Origin of the sequence: Thalassovita mediterranea, assembly GCA_019448215.1 — a bacterium.
Lineage (GTDB): Bacteria > Pseudomonadota > Alphaproteobacteria > Caulobacterales > Hyphomonadaceae > Henriciella.
Map to the genome: position 1 here is coordinate 2843887 of CP080408.1, position 19772 is coordinate 2863658.

Here is a 19772-nt window from a genome sequence, read left to right on the forward strand (position 1 = left end):
GATCTCTCCCCAGTCAGCTCGCTTGGCGAGCCTCGGCGTTTACCGCCTCTTTCATGAGCTGGAGCTTCTCTGCGATCAGGAAGGCAAGTTCAAGCGCCTGTTCGCCATTCAGGCGAGGATCACAATGAGTGTGGTATCGCGATGACAGGTCTGCTTCGGAGATTGCCTGTGCGCCGCCGATGCATTCGGTGACGTCCTGACCGGTCATCTCGAAGTGCACACCGCCCGGATAGCAGCCTTCGCTCGACACGATGTCGATGAACTGGCTCACCTCGGACAGGATCCGGTCGACCGGACGGGTCTTGAAACCGCTATCGGTTTTCAGCGTGTTCCCGTGCATCGGGTCACAGGACCAGACCACATTGCGACCGCTCTTCTTGACGGCGCGAACGAGCGGCGGAAGACCTTCCTTCACACCTTCAGACCCGAAACGCGAGATGAGCGTAATGCGACCGGCCTCGTCCTTCGGATTGAGCGTTTCGATCAGGCGAAGCAGCTCATCGGTTTCCATGCCCGGACCACATTTGATGCCAAGCGGGTTATGAATGCCCTTGCAGAACTCAACATGCGCATGATCGACCTGGCGTGTGCGGTGACCGATCCACAGCATGTGTGCTGACGTGTCGTACCAGTCGCCGGACGTTGAATCGACGCGTGTCATCGCCTCTTCGAAGCCGAGCAGAAGCGCCTCATGCGAGGTGTAGACATCAACCTGCGCCATTTGCGGCACGGTCTTGGAGCTGACGCCGCACGCTTCCATGAAAGAGAGCGCATCAGTGATACGCTCTGCGAGCGCCTTGTAGCGCTCTGCCTGAGGCGAGCGGTCGACGAAGCCCAGCATCCAGCGGTGCACGTTTGCAAGGTCCGCATAGCCACCATGGGAGAAGGCGCGAACGAGGTTCAGCGTGGAGGCAGATTGCGAGTAGCTCTGGATCAGACGCTCTGGGTCCGGCATCCGGGCCTCGGGCGTGAAGTCCATGCCGTTGATATTGTCGCCGCGATAGGATGGCAGCGTGACACCGTCGATTGTCTCAATCGGTGCAGAACGCGGCTTGCCGAACTGGCCAGCAAGACGGCCGACTTTCACGACTGGTTTGGATGCAGCGAAGGTCAGAACGACCGCCATCTGCAACATGACGCGTAGCGTGTCGCGAATATTGTCGGCGCTGAATTCCTTGAAGCTTTCGGCGCAATCGCCGCCCTGAAGCAGGAATGCCTCACCTTTTGACACCGTAGCGAGTTGCTGTTTCAGCCTGCGAACTTCGCCCGCAAAGACAAGCGGCGGGAACGCCTTCAGGCGTGCCTCGACATTCGCGAGTGCGTCAACGTCCGGATAGTCATCCGGAATGTGGTTGGCGGGCCGAGCCCTCCAGCTGTTTGGCGTCCAGGTCATATTCATATCTCCAGAGCGGGGCGTATTAGCGGCCTCCGTTCGAATGGGCAAGTTTTACCACAGATGAGGCTGCTGTATCGCAATCATTGCAGTCGGCGGGCCAACTCAGCGCGAAGCCCGCAAGAATTTACCGCGCGCGATCAGGCCGGTTCTGTTTCCGGCACCCATTTCTGTCGAAGGGTCACGATCTCTTCTGCGATGGTCGGGTGAACGGCGCAGGTCGCATCAAATTGCGCTTTCGTTGCGCCCATTTTCACAGCGACGCCGATCATCTGGATCATCTCACCCGCATCCGGGCTGACGATGTGAACGCCAACGACACGATCAGTGTCGCCATCGACAACGAGCTTGATCATGACCCGCTCCGGGTCATCGAGCAGCATCGTCTTCATGGGCCTGAACTTCGTTTTGTAGATATCGACATTGTCGAGCGCCTTGCGCGCTTCGGCCTCTGTCATGCCGACGGTGCCGACTTCCGGTTGCGTAAAGACAGCCGAGGCGACATTGTCATGCTCGAAGTGCCAGTCCTTGTCGCCGAATATGCTGTCGGCAAAGGCATGACCTTCGCGAATGGCGACAGGTGTAAGCTGGATACGGTCGGTCACATCACCGACGGCAAAGATGTTCGGGACGCTGGTGCGCGAGGTGTCATCGACGATGACGGCGCCCTTGTCGGTCAGCTTCACGCCAGCAGCGTCGCAGCCTAGCCCGTCAGTTGCCGCGCGGCGGCCCACCGCCATGACAATCTTGTCGGCGTTGATCTCCATGCCATTGCTGAGCTTGATGCAGTACGGACATTCTTCGCCTTCGACTTCGCGGATCTCTTCGAAGATGGCCGAGGTGATGACGCGCACGCCCGCTTCCTTGAGGCCTTCGTGAACAGCCGTGCGAACGTCCCAGTCAAATCCGTTGAGGACTGTGTCCCCGCGATAGACGAGACAGGTTTCGACACCGAGACCTGCAAAGATGTGCGCAAACTCGCAGGCAATGTAGCCGCCGCCCGCAATGACAACGTGCTTTGGAAGCTCGTCCAGCAGGAAGACTTCATTCGACGTCATCGTATGCTCGACACCGGGAAGCTCCTCCGGTGACGGGCGCCACGGCGTGCCGCCTGTCGCAATGAGGACCTTATCGACGGTAAACGTCTTGCCGCTCTCTTTCAGGACGACAGTATGGGCGTCCTTGAGTTCGGCGCGTTCTTCGAAGACATCAACACCAGCATTGGCAAGATTGCGCAGATAGATGGCGGACAGACGGTCCACCTCGGCATTCATCGCTGACATGAAAGCGGGGAAATCAAACCCCTTTTCTTCGACCTGCCAACCATACTGGCGGGCTTCCTCGATCTTGCGGCCATAATCGCTCGCATAGACCATGAACTTCTTGGGGACGCAGCCGCGGATGACGCAGGTGCCGCCCACGCGGTACTCTTCAGCGATGGCCACGCGCGCACCTGCCTGGGCAGCAATCCGGGCGGCGCGAACACCGCCGGACCCCGCACCAATGACGAACAGGTCGAAGTCGTATTCAGCTTCAGCCATCAAGAAATTCCTTTTGGTACTTTGAACTCTGCCAGCCTAGGTGGCGGCAGTGGCCTCAATATTCAAATATTGAAGCACCTTCATCGCTTCCAATGATCACGGTGCGGGCAAGCCCGATAAAGAGGCCATGCTCGACGACGCCCGGAATGACGGACAGGAGTTCTGCGGCATAGGCCGGGTCTGGGATGACCGAGCAAGCGCAGTCGAGAATATAGTTGCCACCATCGGTCACGAGAGGCTTGTCGCCGCTGCCCCGGCGCACGTCGATACGCGGCCGCGATACGCCGGACGTCTTGAGCGCGTCGTAGACCTTCTTGGCGGTAATCGTGAAACCAAACGGCGTCACTTCAACCGGTAGCGGGAAAGAGCCGAGCACTTCGACCTGCTTTGAAGGGTCTGCGATGACAACCATTAGATCGCTGGCATTCGCTATGATCTTTTCGCGCAAAAGCGCAGCACCGCCGCCCTTGATCAGCTGCGCATGCTCATCGACTTCATCGGCGCCATCGACGGTGAGGTGAATACGGTCAACCTGCTCCACCGGCACAAGTGGGACGCCAAGTGATTCAGCCAGACGGCGGGTTTCTTCACTCGTCGGCACGCCGCGCACGACAAGACCGTCCGCAATCTCATCAGCCAGCGCCTCAACGAAAAACTTCGCTGTGGAGCCCGTGCCAAGGCCGATCGTCATGCCGTCTTCGACAAACTCGATCGCGGCCGTCGCCGCGTTTTCCTTCTCGCGTTCAAATGCCACTTTCAGTCTCCTAACGCTTCGAGGATTTTTCGCGCTGCTTCTGCTCTCTGAAGCCTTTGCTCCAGCCAGGCTTCTCGACCTGCTTGCCGCGGCCGAGCGCCAGCGCATCGTCCGACACATTGTCTGTGATGACCGAGCCGGAGCCGACGATCGCCCGTTCTCCGATTGTCACTGGCGCAACCAGCGCACTGTTAGACCCGATAAAGGCATCAGCGCCGATCTCGGTGCGATATTTCAGGAAGCCATCATAATTACAGAAGATTGTACCGGCGCCGATATTGGCGCCAGCGCCGACTGAGCCATCGCCCAAATAAGCAAGATGATTGGCCTTGGCGCCCTTTCCGACGCTTGTGTTCTTCACTTCCACGAAGTTGCCGATCCGCGCTTTTTCGCCAATTTCAGCGCCCGGACGGAGGCGGGCATACGGCCCGACTTCAGCGCCCGTTCGCACGATGGCGCCCTCAAGATGCGAGAAAGCGCGGATGCGCGCGCCCGTCTCCACTTCGACCCCAGTGCCGAAAACCACGTTTGGCTCGATCACAACGTCGTTTGCAATCTTCGTATCGTGAGAAAAGAAGACCGTTTCGGGCGCCGTCATGGTGACCCCGTCGCGCAGCAATGCGCCGCGGCGCTTCTTCTGGAAGACCGCTTCGGCCTGCGCCAGCTCAACGCGTGAGTTGACGCCCAGAACGTCTTCCTCGTCGCATGTCACCGCACGGCAAACACGACCTGCCTCATTCGCCAGCCCGACGATATCAGTGAGGTAATACTCACCCTTTGCATTATCGTTGGTGACCTTCGAGAGAAGCTCGAACACGAACTTGCGCGCCCCGGCCATGACGCCTGAATTGCAGAGCTTTATGGCGAGCTGTTCTTCGCTCGCTTCTTTTGCTTCGACGATGCCCTCCAGCCTGCCATCGGCACTTTGGATCAGGCGACCATAGGCACCGGGCTCTTCGGCTTCAAAGCCGAGCACGCCGACATCGGCACCGTTCGCGAGTTCGCCAAACAGATCATTCACAGCTGTTTCAGGGATGAGAGGGCAATCGCCATAGAGCACGATGAGATCACCGTCGAAGCCTGAAAGGGCCTGCTCGCCAGCCTGAACCGCGTGCCCAGTCCCCATCGGCGGATCCTGAATGACGAAGGCGCCTTCACCCAGCACTTTCGTCACGTGATCCTGCAGTACCTGAGAGCCCGCGCTGACAACAACGATGATGCGGCTACAGCCGGACCGGCGCGCCAGATCTATCGACCAGTCCAGCATGGCACGGCCACCAACCTGATGGAGCACCTTTGGAAGGTCTGACTTCATTCGTGTGCCCTGGCCCGCAGCCAGGATGAGCGCCGCCCGGTCTTTCATGATCAAAAAGTCTCGTTCTGCCTTGCCTTGTCGCCTAAACCATCAAACGACTCGATGCGAGAGGATAGAACAAGCAAGCATGACTTCCGACACACTTTCCGGCTGGACGATTGTCTTTGACCTCGATGGCACGCTGGTCGACACCGCACCCGACCTTCATCTCGCCTTGAACCATTGCCTGTCCGAGGCGGGTTTCGAGACGGTACCTTTCGAGAGCATTCGCCACATGATTGGCCAAGGCGCGAAAGCGATGATCGAGAAAGGACTTGCCTTTCAGAGCGTGACTCAGGAGCCAGCAGAGCATGAACCTCTCTGGAAGTCATTCCTGCAGTACTATGAAGCGAATATTTGTCAGCGCAGTACGCCGTTCGAAGACGTCTTAAAGTCTATCGAGGACTTGGCAGCGAAAGGGGCAAAGCTCGCAATCTGCACGAACAAGACCCAGCATCTCGCAGAGATGCTGATTGATGCGCTCGGACTGTCGAGCCGCTTTGCAACGATCTGCGGCGCTGACAGCGTTCCGAACAAGAAACCGTCCGGCGATCATATCCTTTATACCGTCGATCGCGCCGGGGGCCTGGCGGAAAAGGCAATTATGATTGGCGACAGCCAGACAGACGAAAGGGCAGCCCGGAATGCCGGACTGCCCTTCGTGTACGTTACATTTGGATATGGTCCATCACCCGATAACTGGGATGACACAGCATTTCGCGCATCATCCTATAAAGAGGTAATGTCCGCTATCCGGTCGATCGCGATGCCTTAGGCAGCTTCGACGACAGCGTCGTTCGGACGATAGGTCGTGCGAACTTCTTCCTGCGTCTTTGCAATGCGACGGCGTGGCATGCCGTTCACCATGTTGCTGCGCAGGTCGGTACGCGCGCTGCGCATGGCAGGAACGAAACCAGCATCGACCAGGTCAACGTCGACTTCATAGCCGCGCTCTGCCCAATACTCGCGAATTTTCTCACGAAGACGTTTTGCACCTTCGTTGTTGCACCAATCTTTCATTTCAATCTCTCCAGACTATTTATTGAGGCTCGGAGGCTTAGCTCCAGCCCGTCTGTCCTTCTTTGTTGCTCGTTTTATTCAACGAGGGACATCTCTATGTCAGACCCCGTTCGTGTCGGTTAAATGACAACTTGAGCGGCGATTCACAACCCTTTCGGACTATGAAATTAGGTTTAGTTTTGAATATGAATGGCTGTTCATACTGAACACTTGTTCATATTCGGGGAGCGCCCGCAAAATCGCGCCCCTTGAACCATTTCAAATGCAACTAAAATGCTTGTTCGATGACTTATTGGAGTGGGCACGGGCAAATTTCACCTCGGTCAATCGCAAATCCGGCATCGAACCAATGTGTCGCACCCGACTGACGCAAGGTGAGCTGATTGCAATTATGCATATCTAATTTGCGCAATTATTCTGAAAAACATCCTTCCTAAGCGCTTGATGTCTTAGCGCGTTGACCCATCAACGCCCCCGATATAAGACCGCGCTTCCTGTTTTCGGGCGATTAGCTCAGTGGTAGAGCACTGCCTTCACACGGCAGGGGTCACTGGTTCGAACCCAGTATCGCCCACCATCCAAACTCCAGGCGACCGAAACGGGAGACGGCCTGCAAGATGAAGTCGCTCCTTCGATCTCCAATCGTTTCCGCTACGCTCGGCTATCTCATCTGGGCCTATATGGTCCTGTGCGCGCGCACGATCCGCTGGACTGTCGAGGGCGAGGATGCCTTCAAGCAGGCCTGGGCGACCGAAAGCGGCCTGCTGGTCGCTGGCTGGCACTCGAGAGTCCTTCTTCTGCCTGTGATCTGGAGCAAGATCGCACGCAAGCTCCCCGCGAAGAAGTACCCGACCTCAATGCTCATCTCCCTGTCGAAAGACGGTGAAGCGGTCGCCAAGGCTATTGAGCATCTTGGACTGGAAGCGGTGCGAGGATCATCCTCTCACAAGAAAAAGAACAAGAATAAGGGCGGCGCCGCGGCCGTCGCAGAAACAAGCCGTCGCCTTCGCTCTGGTAGCGTTGTCTGCATTACCCCAGACGGCCCCCGCGGTCCGGCTGAGACGGTGCAAGCAGGCACACTAATCATGGCGCAACGTACCGACGCGCTCATCATTCCTTATGCACTCGATTGCCGTCCCGTGTTCAGACTGGACACCTGGGACAGATTCATGATCCCTCTGCCCTTCACAAAAGGGGCGATGATCCTCGGGTCGCCTCTCAACGTGAGCAGGAACGCCGGTAAGGAAGAAAGACTGCGCCAGATAGAAGACGCTATGCGTGCGGCACATCAGCGAGCCGCTGCCATCATTGCAAAGCGCTAGCAGTTCAGCGTCTGGCGAAGCCTGTAGAGCAGATTATCTTCACCAGATGAGCATGGGCCGCATCCTTTACAGAACCACGACGCGTGCCGCGCAGCCCTTTCTGGGCCCCCTGCTGCGCCGACGGGCAAAACGCGGCAAGGAAAATGCCCAGCGAATACCGGAGCGTTTTGCGCGTTCGAACGTCGATCTGACCCCGGCCCACCTAGTCTGGATGCATGGCGCCAGCATCGGTGAGACCAGATTGCTTCTCGACCTTGCCGAAAGGCTGGGTACCACACACCCCGAACTCCACTTTCTCTTTACAAGCCAGACGCAGACGGCCGCTGAGCTGATAGGTCGGCGCCTCGCAAGCTCTGAAACGCTTGCCGGACGCAGCCGCTATCAAGTCGCGCCGCTTGACACACCGAGCATTGCGGCCCGCTTTCTCGACATCTGGCAGCCGATCCTTTGTGTCTTTGCTGAGGGTGAAATCTGGCCGAACCTCATACTTGAAGCCAGCAGCCGCAAGATTCCGCTAGCCCTAGTGAATGCCCGCATGACGGCCAAGTCACTCAAGGGCTGGACCAGCTGGCAAGGCTTCGCGCGCGAAGTCTTTTCCAGCTTCGACGCCATCGTGGCTGCAGACGAACGAACAGCGGACGGGCTGGAAAGACTGGCCGACGGCAAGATCCCATGCCCCGGCAGCCTCAAACTCTCGCTCTCGGTCACAGAAGCCAGCGAAGCGGAGGCTCAAGCCATTCGCAATACCTTCATTGGTGGCCGCCGGTGTCTTGTCGCCGTATCGACTCATGAGGGCGAGGAAACGTGGATACTTGATGCGGTAGAAGGAATTGAGCCGCGACCTGCTCTTGTCATCATTCCCCGGCATCCCGAACGCCGCGAGAAAATCATAAATCTGCTCAATGAACGTGGACTCAGCCACTCCGTTCGCTCTCGCGAAGAAGTTCCTGAGACCAGCCATGACGTCCTTCTTTGCGACACGCTTGGTGAGGTCAGTCTGTTCGCGAGCGTTGCCGACAGCGTTTATCTCGGCGGCGGGCATGCAGAGGGGGTTGGCGGACACAACCCCATCGAGATCCTGCGTCTTGGGCGCCCCGTTCTCACCGGTCCGCATATACATAACTTCTCCGACCTCGCAGCCACGCTGGAAGACGACCCGGGCTTCAGGATTGTCAAAGACGTCGATACTCTGAGACGCGAATTCCCATTGCCGGCGCCCTCACAGGCTCTGAGAATTTCGCTTGAGGCACGCGCACTGGAACCGATGCGCGTCACGCTTGAGGCGCTCGACAGCCTCCTGCCACAGTCCGCACCATGATGCGCTCTCCACGCTTCTGGGACCGCGACGTCGATCCGAAGTCCAGGGAGGGGGCACCCGTTACGCGGCTGCTCCTGACGCCTCTGGCAGCGATCTATGCAGAGGTCACGGCACGGCGGATCAGGAATGCCACTCCATTAAAGCTTGGCATCCCGGTGATCTGCGTGGGCAATCTGACGGCGGGAGGCAGCGGGAAAAGCCCTGTCGTCGCTGCAATACGTCAGCATCTTGGGAGCCTACCGCGCGGCATACGCGCCGCCAGCCTTTCGCGCGGCTATGGGGGAAAGCTTAAAGATCCTCTTCGAGTTGATCCTGAAACCCATGACGCCTCGCAGGTCGGCGACGAGGCCCTTATGCTCTCTCAATCGGGAGAAGCGTGGATTGGCGCGGATCGCGCGGCTGCCGGAAAAGCGATGGAGGCTGATGGTGTTGACGTCATCATTATGGATGACGGGTTCCAGAATCCGGGGTTGGACAAGTCGCTATCTATTATTGTCGTCGACAGCGCAGCAGGTTTCGGCAACGGCCACGTCATTCCCAAAGGCCCGCTGCGCGAACCTGTTGAGGCAGGCCTTGCCCGAGCAGACGCCATCATTCTCATGGGCGATGGTAATCCACCTGCTGGTATCGATGGCTTTGAAGGCCCGGTCATGCGCGCTTCCATCCGGCCCGTATCCGCGCCGCCTCCCGGGACCTATGTCGCTTTTGCGGGCATCGGACGACCCGAAAAATTCTTCGATACTCTGAAGGCCTGCGGGACGCCTCCGATAGACGCTGTCCCCTTTGGCGATCACCATGTCTACACTGACCGCGACCTTAGATATCTTCGAGCGCTAGCTGCAGATCACAACGCGCAGCTCATCACTACAGAGAAAGACCTTGTTCGACTGTCGCCTGAGCAGAGGCGGGGTATCGTCACCCTGCCCGTCACTGCTCAGTTCGAAGAAGCGGACGATCTGGCGAAACTTCTCAAGCCTGTTACAGACGGGCTGACAAAATGAGCGACAGCAACACCCAATACGTTCGACCGAAAGATATTGATGATCGGTCCACCTGGCGCCAGCGCCTGGCCTGGCGGCTGGAAGCAATAGCATGGGATTTCATCTATTGGTGGCCGATGAAAGCGCTGGGGCCTGAACGCGCATCGAATTTCGCCGGCTGGCTGGTAAAACGCATTGCACCGCTTCTTAGCCAGAACAAGACCGTCAAACGCAATCTCCGCATGGCTTTCCCTGATTGGAGCGACGAACAAATCGACAAGGTGGCGGAGGCCGCTTGGGAAAGCGTCGGTCGGACCGCTGGCGAACTGCCGCATCTGCCGAAAATTCATCCTTATGAAGGCGACCGGGTGGACGTCGTTCATCCAGAACGGCTCGATGCCGTGGAAGCCAGCGAAACCGGCGCCGTTTTCATTTCCGGGCATTTTGCAAACTGGGAGGTGATGGCCGCCGTCATATGCCGACGGCCCGTCGATTGCCTCGTCACCTATCGGGCCCTCAACAACCCCCATATCGACCAGCGGATCAACAAGGTCCGCCATGATTACGGTATCGGCGTCCTGACTCCGAAGGGTCTTGGCACGCGCGAATTGATGCGGGCGCTTTCCGCAGGCCGCTCTGTAGCGCTGATGAATGATCAGAAGTTCAACAAGGGGCTTAGTGTCCCCTTCTTCGGCCATGAAGCGATGACGGCGCCCGGGCCGTCACGTCTGGCGCTAAAATACAACGTGCCCATTATTCCTGTGTCGACTGTGCGGACCGGACCGGCAAGATTCCAGACGACGATCCATGAGCCAATCCGTCCTCGCGCCGGACTGGAAGGCGAGGACGCCGTTCGAGACTGCGTCGAGCAGATAACCGATTTCATCGAAGCGCAGGTACGCGACCATCCAGATCAGTGGTTCTGGCAGCACAGAAGATGGCCAAAATCCGCCTGGAAAAAAGCGGGCGTCTAGCTAGCTCACATAACAGTATCGTTCAGTTCGCCGGCAAGGCACCAAGGAGAACACATGTCACCTCTCGTTCTGTTGTCTGCGGCGGCTCTCGTCTTCTGCGCCCTGATCGGTCTGGGCGCACTTTTCGCTCCGAAATGGGCGCAAGGCGTCGTGCGGCTCGTTCCCGATCCGCATCCGGACCGCCCCGGTGGGTTTTCAGAGTTTCGCGCGACGTATGGCGGCCTTCTTTTCATGCTGCACATCACAGCGCTGGTCATTTTGCTACGGCTCAATGGTCCTCTCGCGCTCCTCGCCATCATGCCTATCGCTGCAGGCTGGTTTGGCGCAGGCCTCGGCCGTCTTGTTTCCTATCTGGCCGACGCAAAAGAGAACCGCGCGCCGGGTATGATGCCGATATGGATTGCCGTGGAGTTCGCACTGGCTCTTGCAATTGCGTCGCCGGTTCTTCACCTAGGCTGATGCCTTTCTAGAGGAACAGCACATGACGGATCGTCGAGAGACGCCCCGGCCCGGCAGACGGACCAAACCAAACCCCACCTCATCGCATGTCGACCCCGACTGGTCGGGCGGCGAACGCATAGCGAAATGGCTCGCGCGTGCTGGCATTGCATCGCGCCGCGAGAGCGAAGCGCTGATCGAGGAAGGCAAGGTCACGGTCAATGGACGCAAGCTGACCTCCCCCGCTTTCAAGGTGACTGGCAAGGAATCCATCAAGGTCAACGGCAAACCGGTCAAAGCCCCCGAAAGCACGCGGCTGTGGCGCTATCACAAGCCGTCCGGCCTCATCACGACGACGCATGACCCTGCCGGCCGGCGCACCATCTTTGAAGAACTACCCAAACACTTGCCGCGCACCGTCACTGTTGGCCGTCTTGACCTGACAACCGAGGGCCTGCTGCTTCTGACAAATGATGGTGAGCTTGCGCGTACGCTTGAGCTGCCACGCAATGCATTCCGCCGTCGCTACCGTGCCCGGGCACACGGCCGGGTCACGCCTGACAAGATCGAAGCGCTGAAAGACGGCGTCACCGTAGACGGCGTCACCTATGCGCCGATCATCGCTGAGCTGGAGCGCGAGACCGGTACGAACAACTGGATCAAGGTGGAACTGACTGAAGGCAAGAAGCGCGAAGTGCGCCGCGCCCTCGAATCGGTCGGGCTGGAAGTGAACCGGCTCATCCGCACCGAATACGGGCCTTTCGAACTGGGTGATCTCGCGCCCGGTGCTGTCGAAGAAGTGCCTTATCAGACGCTGATGGAAACGCTTGGCCCCATGCTTCCAGCACAACCCGCACGGCGCAAGCCAGAGCAAAAGAAGCAGAGACCTGACGCTAAGAAAGGCCTTAACAGACGCCGTTAGTCGGATAATGCTGGTCATCAGAACCAGACGACGAACGGGAGGCCCTCATGTCCGACACTGCTGTTGCCCAGCCGCCTGAGACCAAGAAAGACCCATCTCGCCAGATGAGCGAAGCGGCGCGTGCCACGAGCGACTTGATCGTGAGCCCGGACGTCTACGCTCATATGGAGCAGCTTGATGCTGCGTTCGCGCGTCTTCGCGCCGAAGACCCTGTCGCCTGGTGTGAGCCTGAAGCCTTCCGCCCATTCTGGGCTGTCACCAAACACGCCGACATCATGGAAGTCAGTCGCCAGAACAAGCTGTTCACAAATGGCGAGCGCGAGATGCTTTCCTACCAACAGGCCGAGGAGCGCGTGTATGCCCAGACTGGCGGACCGCACCTTCTCAAGACGCTCGTCCAGCTCGACGACCCGATGCACTACAAGCTGCGCCACCTGACGCAGGACTGGTTCATGCCGCACAAGGTAAAGACGCGCGAGGAAGCTATCCGCACGATCGCCAAGGAATTTGTCGACCGCATGGAAGACATGGGCGGCGAGTGCGACTTCCAGCAGGATATCGCGCTCCACTACCCACTTCGCGTCATCATGCAGATCCTCGGCGTCCCGGTCGAAGATGAGCCCATGATGCTGAAGCTGACGCAGGAAATCTTTGGCGCGCAGGACCCTGACCTGATGCGCGACAAGAGCCTTTCCGAAGAGGGTGCTGACGCCGACAAGGGCCTCTCCTCCATTCAGGAAACGCTCGCCCAGTTCTTCATGTACTTCACGAACATCACGCAGGACCGCCGTGCGAACCCGAAAGACGATGTCTCAACCGTCATCGCGAACGGTACGGTCGATGGCGAACCAATCGGTCAGCTTGAAGCGATGAGCTATTACATCATCGTCGCGGCAGCCGGCCACGATACGACCAGCGCGTCTACAGGCGGCGGCGTGCTGGGCATGCTGAACAATCCGGCACAGCTCAAGAAAATGATGGATGATCCGAAGGGTATGTCCCGTACAGCCGTCGACGAAGCCATCCGCTGGACGACACCGGTGAAACACTTCATGCGCACGGCCCAGCACGATTATGAGCTGCGTGGACGCAAGATCCTCAAGGGCGAGAGCCTGCTACTCTGCTACCCTTCCGGCAACCGCGACGAGGATGTGTTTGACGACCCGTTCGACTTCCGCGTTGATCGCAGCCCGAACAAGATCATCTCCTTCGGTCACGGCGGCCATATGTGCCTTGGCATGCACCTCGCCCGTCTTGAGATGCAAGCGATCTATGAGGAGCTTTTCTCCCGCATCAAGTCGATTGAGCTTGCAGGTGAGCCAAGCTTCATCCGCGCCAACTTTGTGGGCGGGCCAAAATCCATTCCGGTGCGCTACAAGTTCTAGTCGTCTGCATTGTCGGCCGCGGGTCCAGCGTCGCTGACGCTGAACTCGATCCGTCGATTGCGGGCATAGGCTTCGGTCGTCTCGGACGTATCAATTGGCTGGCTCTCGCCATAGCCAACCGCGCTGAGCGATGCTGACGCCGTGCCCACCTCGATCAGATAGTCGCGAATGGTATTCGCTCTTGTCTGGGAGAGCCGCTGGTTAAAAGACTCGGCGCCGCGCGCATCGGTGTGAGCTCCAATCTCGATCTGATATTGATCGCAAAGCAGTGCCGTTCCTGCGATTGCAGCTGCGACAGGCATCGTCTCGTCTGAAATTGCGCGATTGCTGGCTGAAAACTCAATCGTGCGGCCATCAAGTACGCCTTCGAACGCCTCGGTACAGGCTGCTGCAGATGGAGTGGCTGGCAGGCTGGCAACTGGCGCCCCAACCGGGGCCGGTTCTCCCTCGACAACGATATTATCGACAATGACGCGAGTGGCATCTTCTGCGATGACGTCGGCTTCAATTGCCGAGATCGCCGCTTCTAGCCCGGCAAGCCTCTGATCTTCGTCAGAAGCGGTGCCTCCGATAAGCGCAATACCCCTTCGGGTTCGCAACAATATCCAGTCATAGCCGTCCTGGCGCAAATCATCCTGCAAACGTCCTGCCCATTGCAGCGGCGACGCTTGCTGACCTTCACTCGCACTGTCCTCTTCGGGAATACCCGATGCCGGAATGAAAAGCCCATCCGCGAACTGGTAAGTCCCCTCTGCGAGCTCGACACAAGCGCTCGGCGCGTTGAGCTGCGGTCCCGCTTCCCCCATCACTGCGCCATCACAGGCGGCAAGCCCGAGGGCGAAGACGCCAGAAGCCATGCTCAATCGTATTGTCGGTCGCTGCATTTGTTCTACTCTCCCAGCTTCGGGCACACTGCAAATAGGAAGACGCCGGACGCTATGGCAAATTTCAAACCACGCTGTATCGCGCTTTCTATCGGTGCAGTCTGCATCAGTCTGGTTGCCAACGCGCAGGGTGGACCGGAAGCTCCAGCTTTTGACGAAAATGATGCGGAACTCGACAAGCTCGTTGAAGCTTGCCTGGGGATGGAAGGCGTTGGCTTTATCGAAGGCAGCCAGACTATCTGCTATAACGCCGCAATATTCCCGGCCGAGTTTCTGGCGCTAGCAGAGCTTCCACCCGCCGATCAGATCATCATCTCGAGCCCTGGCGGCAATGTCGCGACAGCCCGTATCATGAGCCGAATACTGGATGAGCGCGGCGAGCCTGTGACCATTGCAGGCCAATGCATGTCCGCCTGCGCGATGGTACTTGTGCCAGGCATCGATGACCTCCGAATCGACAATACAGCGCATATTTCCGTACACGGAATGGTGATGCTTAGCTTTCCTGAATGGTATGGCTGGCAGCGCAATGGTGAAGAGCCGGGGCAGACAGACCTGATGACTGCCGCCATGGGCTACAACTTTCCGTACACGATGCATCGGAGCGGACAGGATCACATGACCGGGCATCTCGAAGGACAGAATGTGGATCGCGACTATATCCAGACAGTGCACGACAGAATGTACGCAGATGCGAAGGCCCATGGCTGCCGCGTCGACCCAGACGAATATTGGGGCATGATCGACGCAGCTCACCTACAGAAATATCTCGGCGACCGGATCACGCATATGGAGCGTTTCATCCAGTCCTGGGACGATCCGGCGAACAATATCTACAAGGACATCACGACGCCGATCGGCTCGCAGACCTATATCTTCGATTCCGACTATACCGCCTGCGAATAAGGTGCCTCAGGCGAGCAGTTCCTTAGGATAGTCGGGATAGCTGGCTTTCATGACACCATGATTGAGCAGCATCTGTGCTTTCAGCTCCGACCCACTTTCATCGTAAAAGCTCGTCAGCACCCAGTAATTCTCAACGCGGCGGCTCTGCGAGAGCGCAACGACTTCACGCTTCAGCCGGTAGGTCTCCCCGACAAAGAGTGGCCCGTTGACCATCTTGATCTCGAGATCTGCAAACAGGCCAATTGAAGGTCGCTTGACCGGCCACTTCACCATGCCGCCCGTATAGTTGCCGAGCACCGACACCATTTCTGTCGGAACGATCGTCCTGCCCCACGGAGAAGCAGACGCGTCACTGTACCAGTCCATCGGCTCGGTGATCTTCTCCAGCTTCTCGTTCAGTGAGAAAGGATAGAGGTCGCCCATATGCTGGTCAGGATCCATCTTGACCAGCTCATTGTCTGGCCCGGTCATGCCCGTTTTCATATCGGCCAGGATGACGAGGTCGCCCGCAGGCCGCAGCTTCGCCATCCGGGCCGCCAGCAGTGTTTCGCCGTGATTCGGGCCCAGTGTCGCGCTCGCTTCGAGCACCGGCGTGCCATCCGCCTTTTCGGCGCGGCAGTAGGCATAGGTGTCGGTCTTCGGCTCAATTAAGACGCGCACCTCTTCGCCCTCGACGACCATGTTCTGGAAGTGGGTCGAGAAACATCCACGCTCAAACCATTCCTTCCCGAATAGATCGACCAGGTAGGGTGAGAACTGGCTAAAATGGGTCGGCCCTTCGATGGGCCCGGCCCGAATGCCGAGCTTCTCGGCTTCGGCATCGTCATGAATGGAGCTGTGCCCATCATAGGACTGGTCAGCCAGCATCTGGGCTGGTTTGCGCAAGGGGCCCTCAATCACCTTCGTCATTAGTGCCCCTACCCTTGCATCCCGGCCATGCGTGCCCGCTCTGCAGCGAACCTGGCGAGAGGGATGACACGCTCTGCATTGGAAGCCGCATTCGCATTTGAAGCAGTTCCGTCACGCACGCGTCCGACGATCCCCTGAAGAATGCCGGCCAAACGGAAGGCGTTGTAGGAGAAGTAGTAGTTGAGATCCGGCATCCCGTCGCGCCCGGTATGCTGGCAGTACATATCGACATATTCCTCAAGCGTGGGAATGCCCCAGGCCTTCAGGTCCTTGATATTCGCAATCGAGCCACGCGATTCGTCATTGCCCGGCATCACCCAGTTCATCAGGTGGTAGGAGAAGTCTGCGAGCGGGTCGCCAAGCGTCGATAGTTCCCAGTCGAGCACGGCGATGACTTTCGGGTCCGTCGGGTGAAGGACCATATTGTCCAGCCGATAGTCGCCGTGGACGATCGTGACGTCCTCGTTCTTCGGAAGGTTCTTCGGCAGCCAGTCGATCAGCTGCTCCATCTCCGGAATATGCATCGTTTCGGACGCCTTGTACTGCTTCGTCCAGCGATGGATCTGGCGGGCGCAATAGTCGCCTTCCTTGCCGAAATCCTGCAGTCCGACCTTCTTATAATCGGTGTTGTGCAGATCCGCGAACGTCTTGACCTTGGCCTCATAGATCGCGCGGCGCTGTGCTGGCTCATAGTCCGGCAGGGTCTGGTCCCAGAGGATGCGGCCGTCGACATTGTCCATGATGTAGAAGATCGTGCCGATGACGTCTTCATCCATGCAGAGCCCGTACGGGCGAGCGACAGGGAAGCCGGTGGGATAGAGCGCATTAATGACCTTGAACTCACGGTCCACGGCATGTGCCGACGGCAGGAGCTTGCCGGGAGGCTTGCGCCGCATGACGTAGGTCTTGTTTGGCGTGAAGAGCTTATAGGTCGGGTTGGACTGGCCACCCTTGAATTGCTTGACCGTCAGAGGGCCTTCATAGCCTTCGACATTCGCTTCCATCCAGGCGGCGAGGTTCGCTTCGTTGAACCTGTGAGATTCAGCGACCTCTTTTGTGCCGCTGAACATTTCCTGCGCATTGTCGGCTTCTGACATGCCACTGCTCCCTGATCATTTTGTCTGGCCGCAACCTAGCGAAACCGGGGCGCTGAACAAGCGTCTCGCAGGGTAATCCTGAGAAGAGTTGCGCCCCGACATATAAAAAGGGCCGACACTTGGTCGGCCCCTTCAATAAGGTGGTTGGAAAGCGCTGGCCGAACTAGCTCAGTGCGTCGGCAAAATTCTCGCCCTGCCGGGCCGAATTCTTGGCCCGCTTGAGCAGCTCAACGGTTTCCGGATCAAGGTCAGTCTTCTCGAGCTTCGAATCGATACGGTCACCAAGATAGTCTTCACCGTCATCGACCGCTTCGAGGGCCGCCTTTTCATCGCTCATGAACAGCGACGTGAAGTCGGCCCAGCCGCGGTGCAGCGTACCTGCAGTACCGCCCTCGGTTTCCGGCTCTCCGCCAAGGTCACGGACCCTGGCCTGGAATGCGGTCACGAGTTCACTGCGCTCATAGGCAAGCGTCTTGAACTTGTTGCGCAGACCGTGGTTCTCATCCGCAACCTCGCAAACCTTCTCATAGCCTTTCTGGCTATCGATCAGGGTTTTGGTCACGTCATTCAGCACTTCAATATTGGGGTTCGACATTCTGTCATCTCCTTTGTGGCGAACAGGAGAATAACGATGGATGCCAACCTGCAGTTGCCCAGCCTCTGCAGAAAGCCCGCTATTTGAGTGCGCGGTACCCGATGTCCTTACGGAAGAAACCGCCCGGCCAATCAATGGCTGCGACACCCTCATAGGCCTTGTCGATGGCGGCCTTCAGACTTTCGCCCGTCGCGGTCACGCCAAGCACTCGTCCGCCAGTCCCAATCATCTCATTCTTGTCGTTGATGTCGGTGCCAGCGTGGAAGACAGTGACGCCTTCAATCGCATCCGCAGCGTCGACGCCTTTGATGACGGTGCCCTTCAAAGGCTTGTCTGGATAGCCTTCAGCCGCCATCACGACAGTCGCGCTGGGGGTGAAGTCAGAGAGGCCCATCATCTCGCAAAGCGATGCGTGGCTGCCGACGAGCCCGCCCGTTGAACAGACGAGTAGCGCCGGCACAATGTCCCCCGGCAGACCCGCCATGAGGGCCTGACACTCAGGGTCACCGAAGCGTGCGTTGAACTCGACGACTTTCGGGCCGCTCTCGGTCACCATGATGCCGACATAGAGCACGCCCTGATACGGCATGCCGTCTTCTGCCATGCCAGACAGCATGGGCTCCACGATCAGCGTCTGGACGAGTTCCATGATACGCGCATCAACGACAGGTGCAGGCGCATAGGCGCCCATACCGCCCGTATTCGGACCCACGTCGCCGTCGCCGACCCGCTTATGGTCCTGCGCGGCGGGAAGGTAGATGGCGCCCTCCCCATCCGTCATGACGAAGATGGAAGCCTCCTCGCCGGTCATGAACTCTTCGATGACGATTTCGGCAGACGCTTCACCGAACTTGCCGGTCATGAATTCCTCGACCGTATTCTCCGCATCTTCCTGCGACTCGACGATGACGACGCCTTTGCCGGACGCCAGCCCATCCGCCTTGATCACATAGGGGCCTTCGACCGTCTCAAGGTAATCGAGCGCCTCTGTCAGATCGCTAAAGCGACCGTACGCAGCAGTGGGTACGCCATACTTCTGCATCAGGTCCTTGGCGAAACCCTTGGAGCTTTCGAGCTGCGCAGCCTGCTGGCTTGGCCCGAACACATCGAAGCCGCGAGCCCGCAGCGCGTCTGACGCCCCTGCCGCCAGCGGCGCTTCAGGGCCGATGATGATGAGGTCTGGCGTAATTTGCAGCGCCAGTTCCTGAACCGCGTGCAGATCGGTTGGATCGAGATCGAAACACGGGCCGATCTTGTCCATGCCGGGGTTTCCGGGCGCTGAGAAAACTTCGTCCACCAGAGGCGACTGTGCGATTTTCCAGGCCAACGCATGTTCGCGTCCGCCAGAACCAAGAATGAGAATTTTCATGGCAGGGGTGATGAACGCGATTTCCCGATGGATCAAGGCTTCTTGCCTGCCTGACTGACGGCGGCGACCGGTGGAAAGCCCGCGACAAATAATTGTGGGCTGACTGGAGATCAGCCCTTGATGATAGCGCCTGTCGCAAGGCAAGCTCAGGATAGATGACCAAACCCTATTCCGCCCGCACGCCCAGCCACGATCTAAGCGGCCTCTGGACCGGCTTCTACGCCTATGACCTCACTGATGACGCCGTTCCTTTTACGGCGTGGATTTCCGAGGATGAGGGCACCATCACAGGCTCTGTGCTTGAGGATGATATCACCAGCATGGAACCGGACGGCGAATGCACCTCTGAGATCATCGGCGAACGGCGCGGGCTGGACGTTCGCTTCACCAAGATCGAAACGGCAGGACCGGACGGCAGCCTGGAGCTGCTCCGCTATCAGGGCGATACGGATCCCGAATGCTGCGTTATCAGCGGCGTCTGGTTCTTTGATGATCCGGCAGAAAGCTCCGGCACATTCATGATGACCCGCATCTCTGGCGCCCTGAAAGCGGCCATCCAGCCAGCAGCTGCCAGCGAGAGCCAGATCGGCCGCAACACCGAGGACTGATCA

At 58.4% G+C, this 19772-nt stretch carries 20 protein-coding genes and 1 tRNA gene; 11 read left to right on the forward strand and 10 right to left on the reverse strand.

All coding sequences use genetic code 11. From position 1 onward, the window contains the following. Nucleotides 1-13 precede the first annotated feature (13 nt). The 4 genes from KUV46_13895 to glmU form a co-directional block, all read right to left on the reverse strand. Nucleotides 14-1393, reverse strand: coding sequence for a 3-deoxy-7-phosphoheptulonate synthase class II (locus KUV46_13895; GenBank protein QYJ00414.1), 1380 nt, complete (start codon nt 1391-1393; stop codon nt 14-16). 140 nt (nt 1394-1533) lie between these two features. Next, nucleotides 1534-2934 carry a glutathione-disulfide reductase gene (gene gor, locus KUV46_13900; protein ID QYJ00415.1) on the reverse strand — a complete coding sequence of 467 codons (1401 nt, stop codon included), beginning with the start codon at nt 2932-2934 and terminating at the stop codon, nt 1534-1536. A 55-nt stretch (nt 2935-2989) separates the two neighbouring features. Further along, nucleotides 2990-3796, reverse strand: coding sequence for a ribose-5-phosphate isomerase RpiA (gene rpiA, locus KUV46_13905; GenBank protein QYJ00416.1), 807 nt, complete (start codon nt 3794-3796; stop codon nt 2990-2992). Then, on the reverse strand, nt 3699-5051 hold the full coding sequence (gene glmU / locus KUV46_13910) for a bifunctional UDP-N-acetylglucosamine diphosphorylase/glucosamine-1-phosphate N-acetyltransferase GlmU (protein ID QYJ00417.1): 1353 nt from the start codon (nt 5049-5051) through the stop codon (nt 3699-3701). Before glmU ends, rpiA begins: the two co-directional genes overlap by 98 nt. Nucleotides 5052-5130: 79 nt before the next feature. On the opposite strand from glmU, the gene KUV46_13915 reads away from it, so the two are divergent. Beyond that, a complete protein-coding gene (locus KUV46_13915; GenBank protein ID QYJ00418.1) occupies nt 5131-5817 on the forward strand; it encodes an HAD-IA family hydrolase in 687 nt (228 codons plus the stop codon). Here KUV46_13915 and KUV46_13920 read toward each other — a convergent pair. Beyond that, on the reverse strand, nt 5814-6062 hold the full coding sequence (locus KUV46_13920; GenBank protein QYJ00419.1) for a hypothetical protein: 249 nt from the start codon (nt 6060-6062) through the stop codon (nt 5814-5816). The genes KUV46_13915 and KUV46_13920 overlap by 4 nt on opposite strands. A gap of 502 nt (nt 6063-6564) precedes the next feature. Here KUV46_13920 and KUV46_13925 point away from each other — a divergent pair. The 8 genes from KUV46_13925 to KUV46_13960 all read left to right on the forward strand — a co-directional run bounded on the left by KUV46_13925 (nt 6565) and on the right by KUV46_13960 (nt 13401). Then, nucleotides 6565-6639: transfer RNA gene (locus tag KUV46_13925), tRNA-Val, on the forward strand. Between the two features lie 40 nt (nt 6640-6679). After that, nucleotides 6680-7384, forward strand: coding sequence for a lysophospholipid acyltransferase family protein (locus tag KUV46_13930; protein QYJ00420.1), 705 nt, complete (start codon nt 6680-6682; stop codon nt 7382-7384). A 46-nt stretch (nt 7385-7430) separates the two neighbouring features. Beyond that, nucleotides 7431-8702 (forward strand): hypothetical protein, encoded by a 1272-nt coding sequence (locus KUV46_13935; GenBank protein QYJ00421.1) that lies wholly within the window; start codon nt 7431-7433, stop codon nt 8700-8702. Next, nucleotides 8702-9703, forward strand: a complete 1002-nt coding sequence (gene lpxK, locus KUV46_13940; GenBank protein ID QYJ02414.1) for a tetraacyldisaccharide 4'-kinase — start codon at nt 8702-8704, stop codon at nt 9701-9703. Before KUV46_13935 ends, lpxK begins: the two co-directional genes overlap by 1 nt. Next, nucleotides 9700-10656: a lysophospholipid acyltransferase family protein gene (locus KUV46_13945; protein ID QYJ00422.1), complete on the forward strand. Its 957-nt coding sequence runs from the start codon at nt 9700-9702 to the stop codon at nt 10654-10656. The genes lpxK and KUV46_13945 overlap by 4 nt, the downstream gene beginning before the upstream one ends. A gap of 54 nt (nt 10657-10710) precedes the next feature. Continuing rightward, complete coding sequence (locus tag KUV46_13950) at nt 10711-11115, forward strand: hypothetical protein (GenBank protein ID QYJ00423.1); 405 nt, start codon at nt 10711-10713, stop codon at nt 11113-11115. A gap of 22 nt (nt 11116-11137) precedes the next feature. After that, the gene (locus tag KUV46_13955; protein ID QYJ00424.1) at nt 11138-12016 is read left to right on the forward strand and encodes a pseudouridine synthase; all 879 of its coding nucleotides are present in this window, start codon (nt 11138-11140) and stop codon (nt 12014-12016) included. A gap of 47 nt (nt 12017-12063) precedes the next feature. Continuing rightward, nucleotides 12064-13401 carry a cytochrome P450 gene (locus KUV46_13960; protein QYJ00425.1) on the forward strand — a complete coding sequence of 446 codons (1338 nt, stop codon included), beginning with the start codon at nt 12064-12066 and terminating at the stop codon, nt 13399-13401. On the opposite strand, the gene KUV46_13965 is transcribed toward KUV46_13960, so the two are convergent. Further along, complete coding sequence (locus KUV46_13965) at nt 13398-14285, reverse strand: OmpA family protein (protein QYJ00426.1); 888 nt, start codon at nt 14283-14285, stop codon at nt 13398-13400. The two genes, KUV46_13960 and KUV46_13965, sit on opposite strands and share 4 nt — an antisense overlap. A gap of 54 nt (nt 14286-14339) precedes the next feature. Here KUV46_13965 and KUV46_13970 point away from each other — a divergent pair, with 54 nt between their 5' ends. Further along, nucleotides 14340-15191, forward strand: a complete 852-nt coding sequence (locus KUV46_13970) for a hypothetical protein (GenBank protein QYJ00427.1) — start codon at nt 14340-14342, stop codon at nt 15189-15191. Between the two features lie 6 nt (nt 15192-15197). Here the strand turns inward: KUV46_13970 and KUV46_13975 are convergent, their stop codons facing one another. From KUV46_13975 to purD, 4 genes are all read right to left on the reverse strand, one after another. Further along, entirely contained in the window at nt 15198-16100 is a 903-nt protein-coding gene (locus KUV46_13975; protein ID QYJ00428.1) for a hypothetical protein, read from the reverse strand. Between the two features lie 8 nt (nt 16101-16108). Continuing rightward, on the reverse strand, nt 16109-17197 hold the full coding sequence (locus KUV46_13980; protein QYJ00429.1) for a phosphotransferase family protein: 1089 nt from the start codon (nt 17195-17197) through the stop codon (nt 16109-16111). Between the two features lie 163 nt (nt 17198-17360). After that, on the reverse strand, nt 17361-17792 hold the full coding sequence (locus KUV46_13985; GenBank protein QYJ00430.1) for a PA2169 family four-helix-bundle protein: 432 nt from the start codon (nt 17790-17792) through the stop codon (nt 17361-17363). Between the two features lie 79 nt (nt 17793-17871). Next, a complete protein-coding gene (gene purD, locus KUV46_13990; GenBank protein ID QYJ00431.1) occupies nt 17872-19161 on the reverse strand; it encodes a phosphoribosylamine--glycine ligase in 1290 nt (429 codons plus the stop codon). A 155-nt stretch (nt 19162-19316) separates the two neighbouring features. Between purD and KUV46_13995 the strand changes: the two genes are divergently transcribed. Beyond that, nucleotides 19317-19769 (forward strand): hypothetical protein, encoded by a 453-nt coding sequence (locus KUV46_13995; GenBank protein ID QYJ00432.1) that lies wholly within the window; start codon nt 19317-19319, stop codon nt 19767-19769. The last annotated feature ends 3 nt before the right edge of the window (nt 19770-19772 follow it).

Bases quoted from the DNA above. Each gene is read 5' to 3' on its own strand.
- KUV46_13980 (QYJ00429.1), bottom strand. From the start codon at position 17,197: ATGTCAGAAGCCGACAATGCGCAGGAAATGTTCAGCGGCACAAAAGAG.
- KUV46_13950 (QYJ00423.1), top strand. From the start codon at position 10,711: ATGTCACCTCTCGTTCTGTTGTCTGCGGCGGCTCTCGTCTTCTGCGCC.
- KUV46_13960 (QYJ00425.1), top strand. From the start codon at position 12,064: ATGTCCGACACTGCTGTTGCCCAGCCGCCTGAGACCAAGAAAGACCCA.
- KUV46_13930 (QYJ00420.1), top strand. From the start codon at position 6,680: ATGAAGTCGCTCCTTCGATCTCCAATCGTTTCCGCTACGCTCGGCTAT.
- glmU (QYJ00417.1), bottom strand. From the start codon at position 5,051: ATGAAAGACCGGGCGGCGCTCATCCTGGCTGCGGGCCAGGGCACACGA.
- KUV46_13970 (QYJ00427.1), top strand. From the start codon at position 14,340: ATGGCAAATTTCAAACCACGCTGTATCGCGCTTTCTATCGGTGCAGTC.
- purD (QYJ00431.1), bottom strand. From the start codon at position 19,161: ATGAAAATTCTCATTCTTGGTTCTGGCGGACGCGAACATGCGTTGGCC.
- lpxK (QYJ02414.1), top strand. From the start codon at position 8,702: ATGCGCTCTCCACGCTTCTGGGACCGCGACGTCGATCCGAAGTCCAGG.
- KUV46_13915 (QYJ00418.1), top strand. From the start codon at position 5,131: ATGACTTCCGACACACTTTCCGGCTGGACGATTGTCTTTGACCTCGAT.
- rpiA (QYJ00416.1), bottom strand. From the start codon at position 3,796: ATGCGCTGGCGCTCGGCCGCGGCAAGCAGGTCGAGAAGCCTGGCTGGA.
- KUV46_13920 (QYJ00419.1), bottom strand. From the start codon at position 6,062: ATGAAAGATTGGTGCAACAACGAAGGTGCAAAACGTCTTCGTGAGAAA.
- KUV46_13895 (QYJ00414.1), bottom strand. From the start codon at position 1,393: ATGACCTGGACGCCAAACAGCTGGAGGGCTCGGCCCGCCAACCACATT.
- KUV46_13955 (QYJ00424.1), top strand. From the start codon at position 11,138: ATGACGGATCGTCGAGAGACGCCCCGGCCCGGCAGACGGACCAAACCA.
- KUV46_13945 (QYJ00422.1), top strand. From the start codon at position 9,700: ATGAGCGACAGCAACACCCAATACGTTCGACCGAAAGATATTGATGAT.
- KUV46_13975 (QYJ00428.1), bottom strand. From the start codon at position 16,100: ATGACGAAGGTGATTGAGGGCCCCTTGCGCAAACCAGCCCAGATGCTG.
- KUV46_13985 (QYJ00430.1), bottom strand. From the start codon at position 17,792: ATGTCGAACCCCAATATTGAAGTGCTGAATGACGTGACCAAAACCCTG.
- KUV46_13935 (QYJ00421.1), top strand. From the start codon at position 7,431: ATGAGCATGGGCCGCATCCTTTACAGAACCACGACGCGTGCCGCGCAG.
- gor (QYJ00415.1), bottom strand. From the start codon at position 2,934: ATGGCTGAAGCTGAATACGACTTCGACCTGTTCGTCATTGGTGCGGGG.
- KUV46_13965 (QYJ00426.1), bottom strand. From the start codon at position 14,285: ATGCAGCGACCGACAATACGATTGAGCATGGCTTCTGGCGTCTTCGCC.
- KUV46_13995 (QYJ00432.1), top strand. From the start codon at position 19,317: ATGACCAAACCCTATTCCGCCCGCACGCCCAGCCACGATCTAAGCGGC.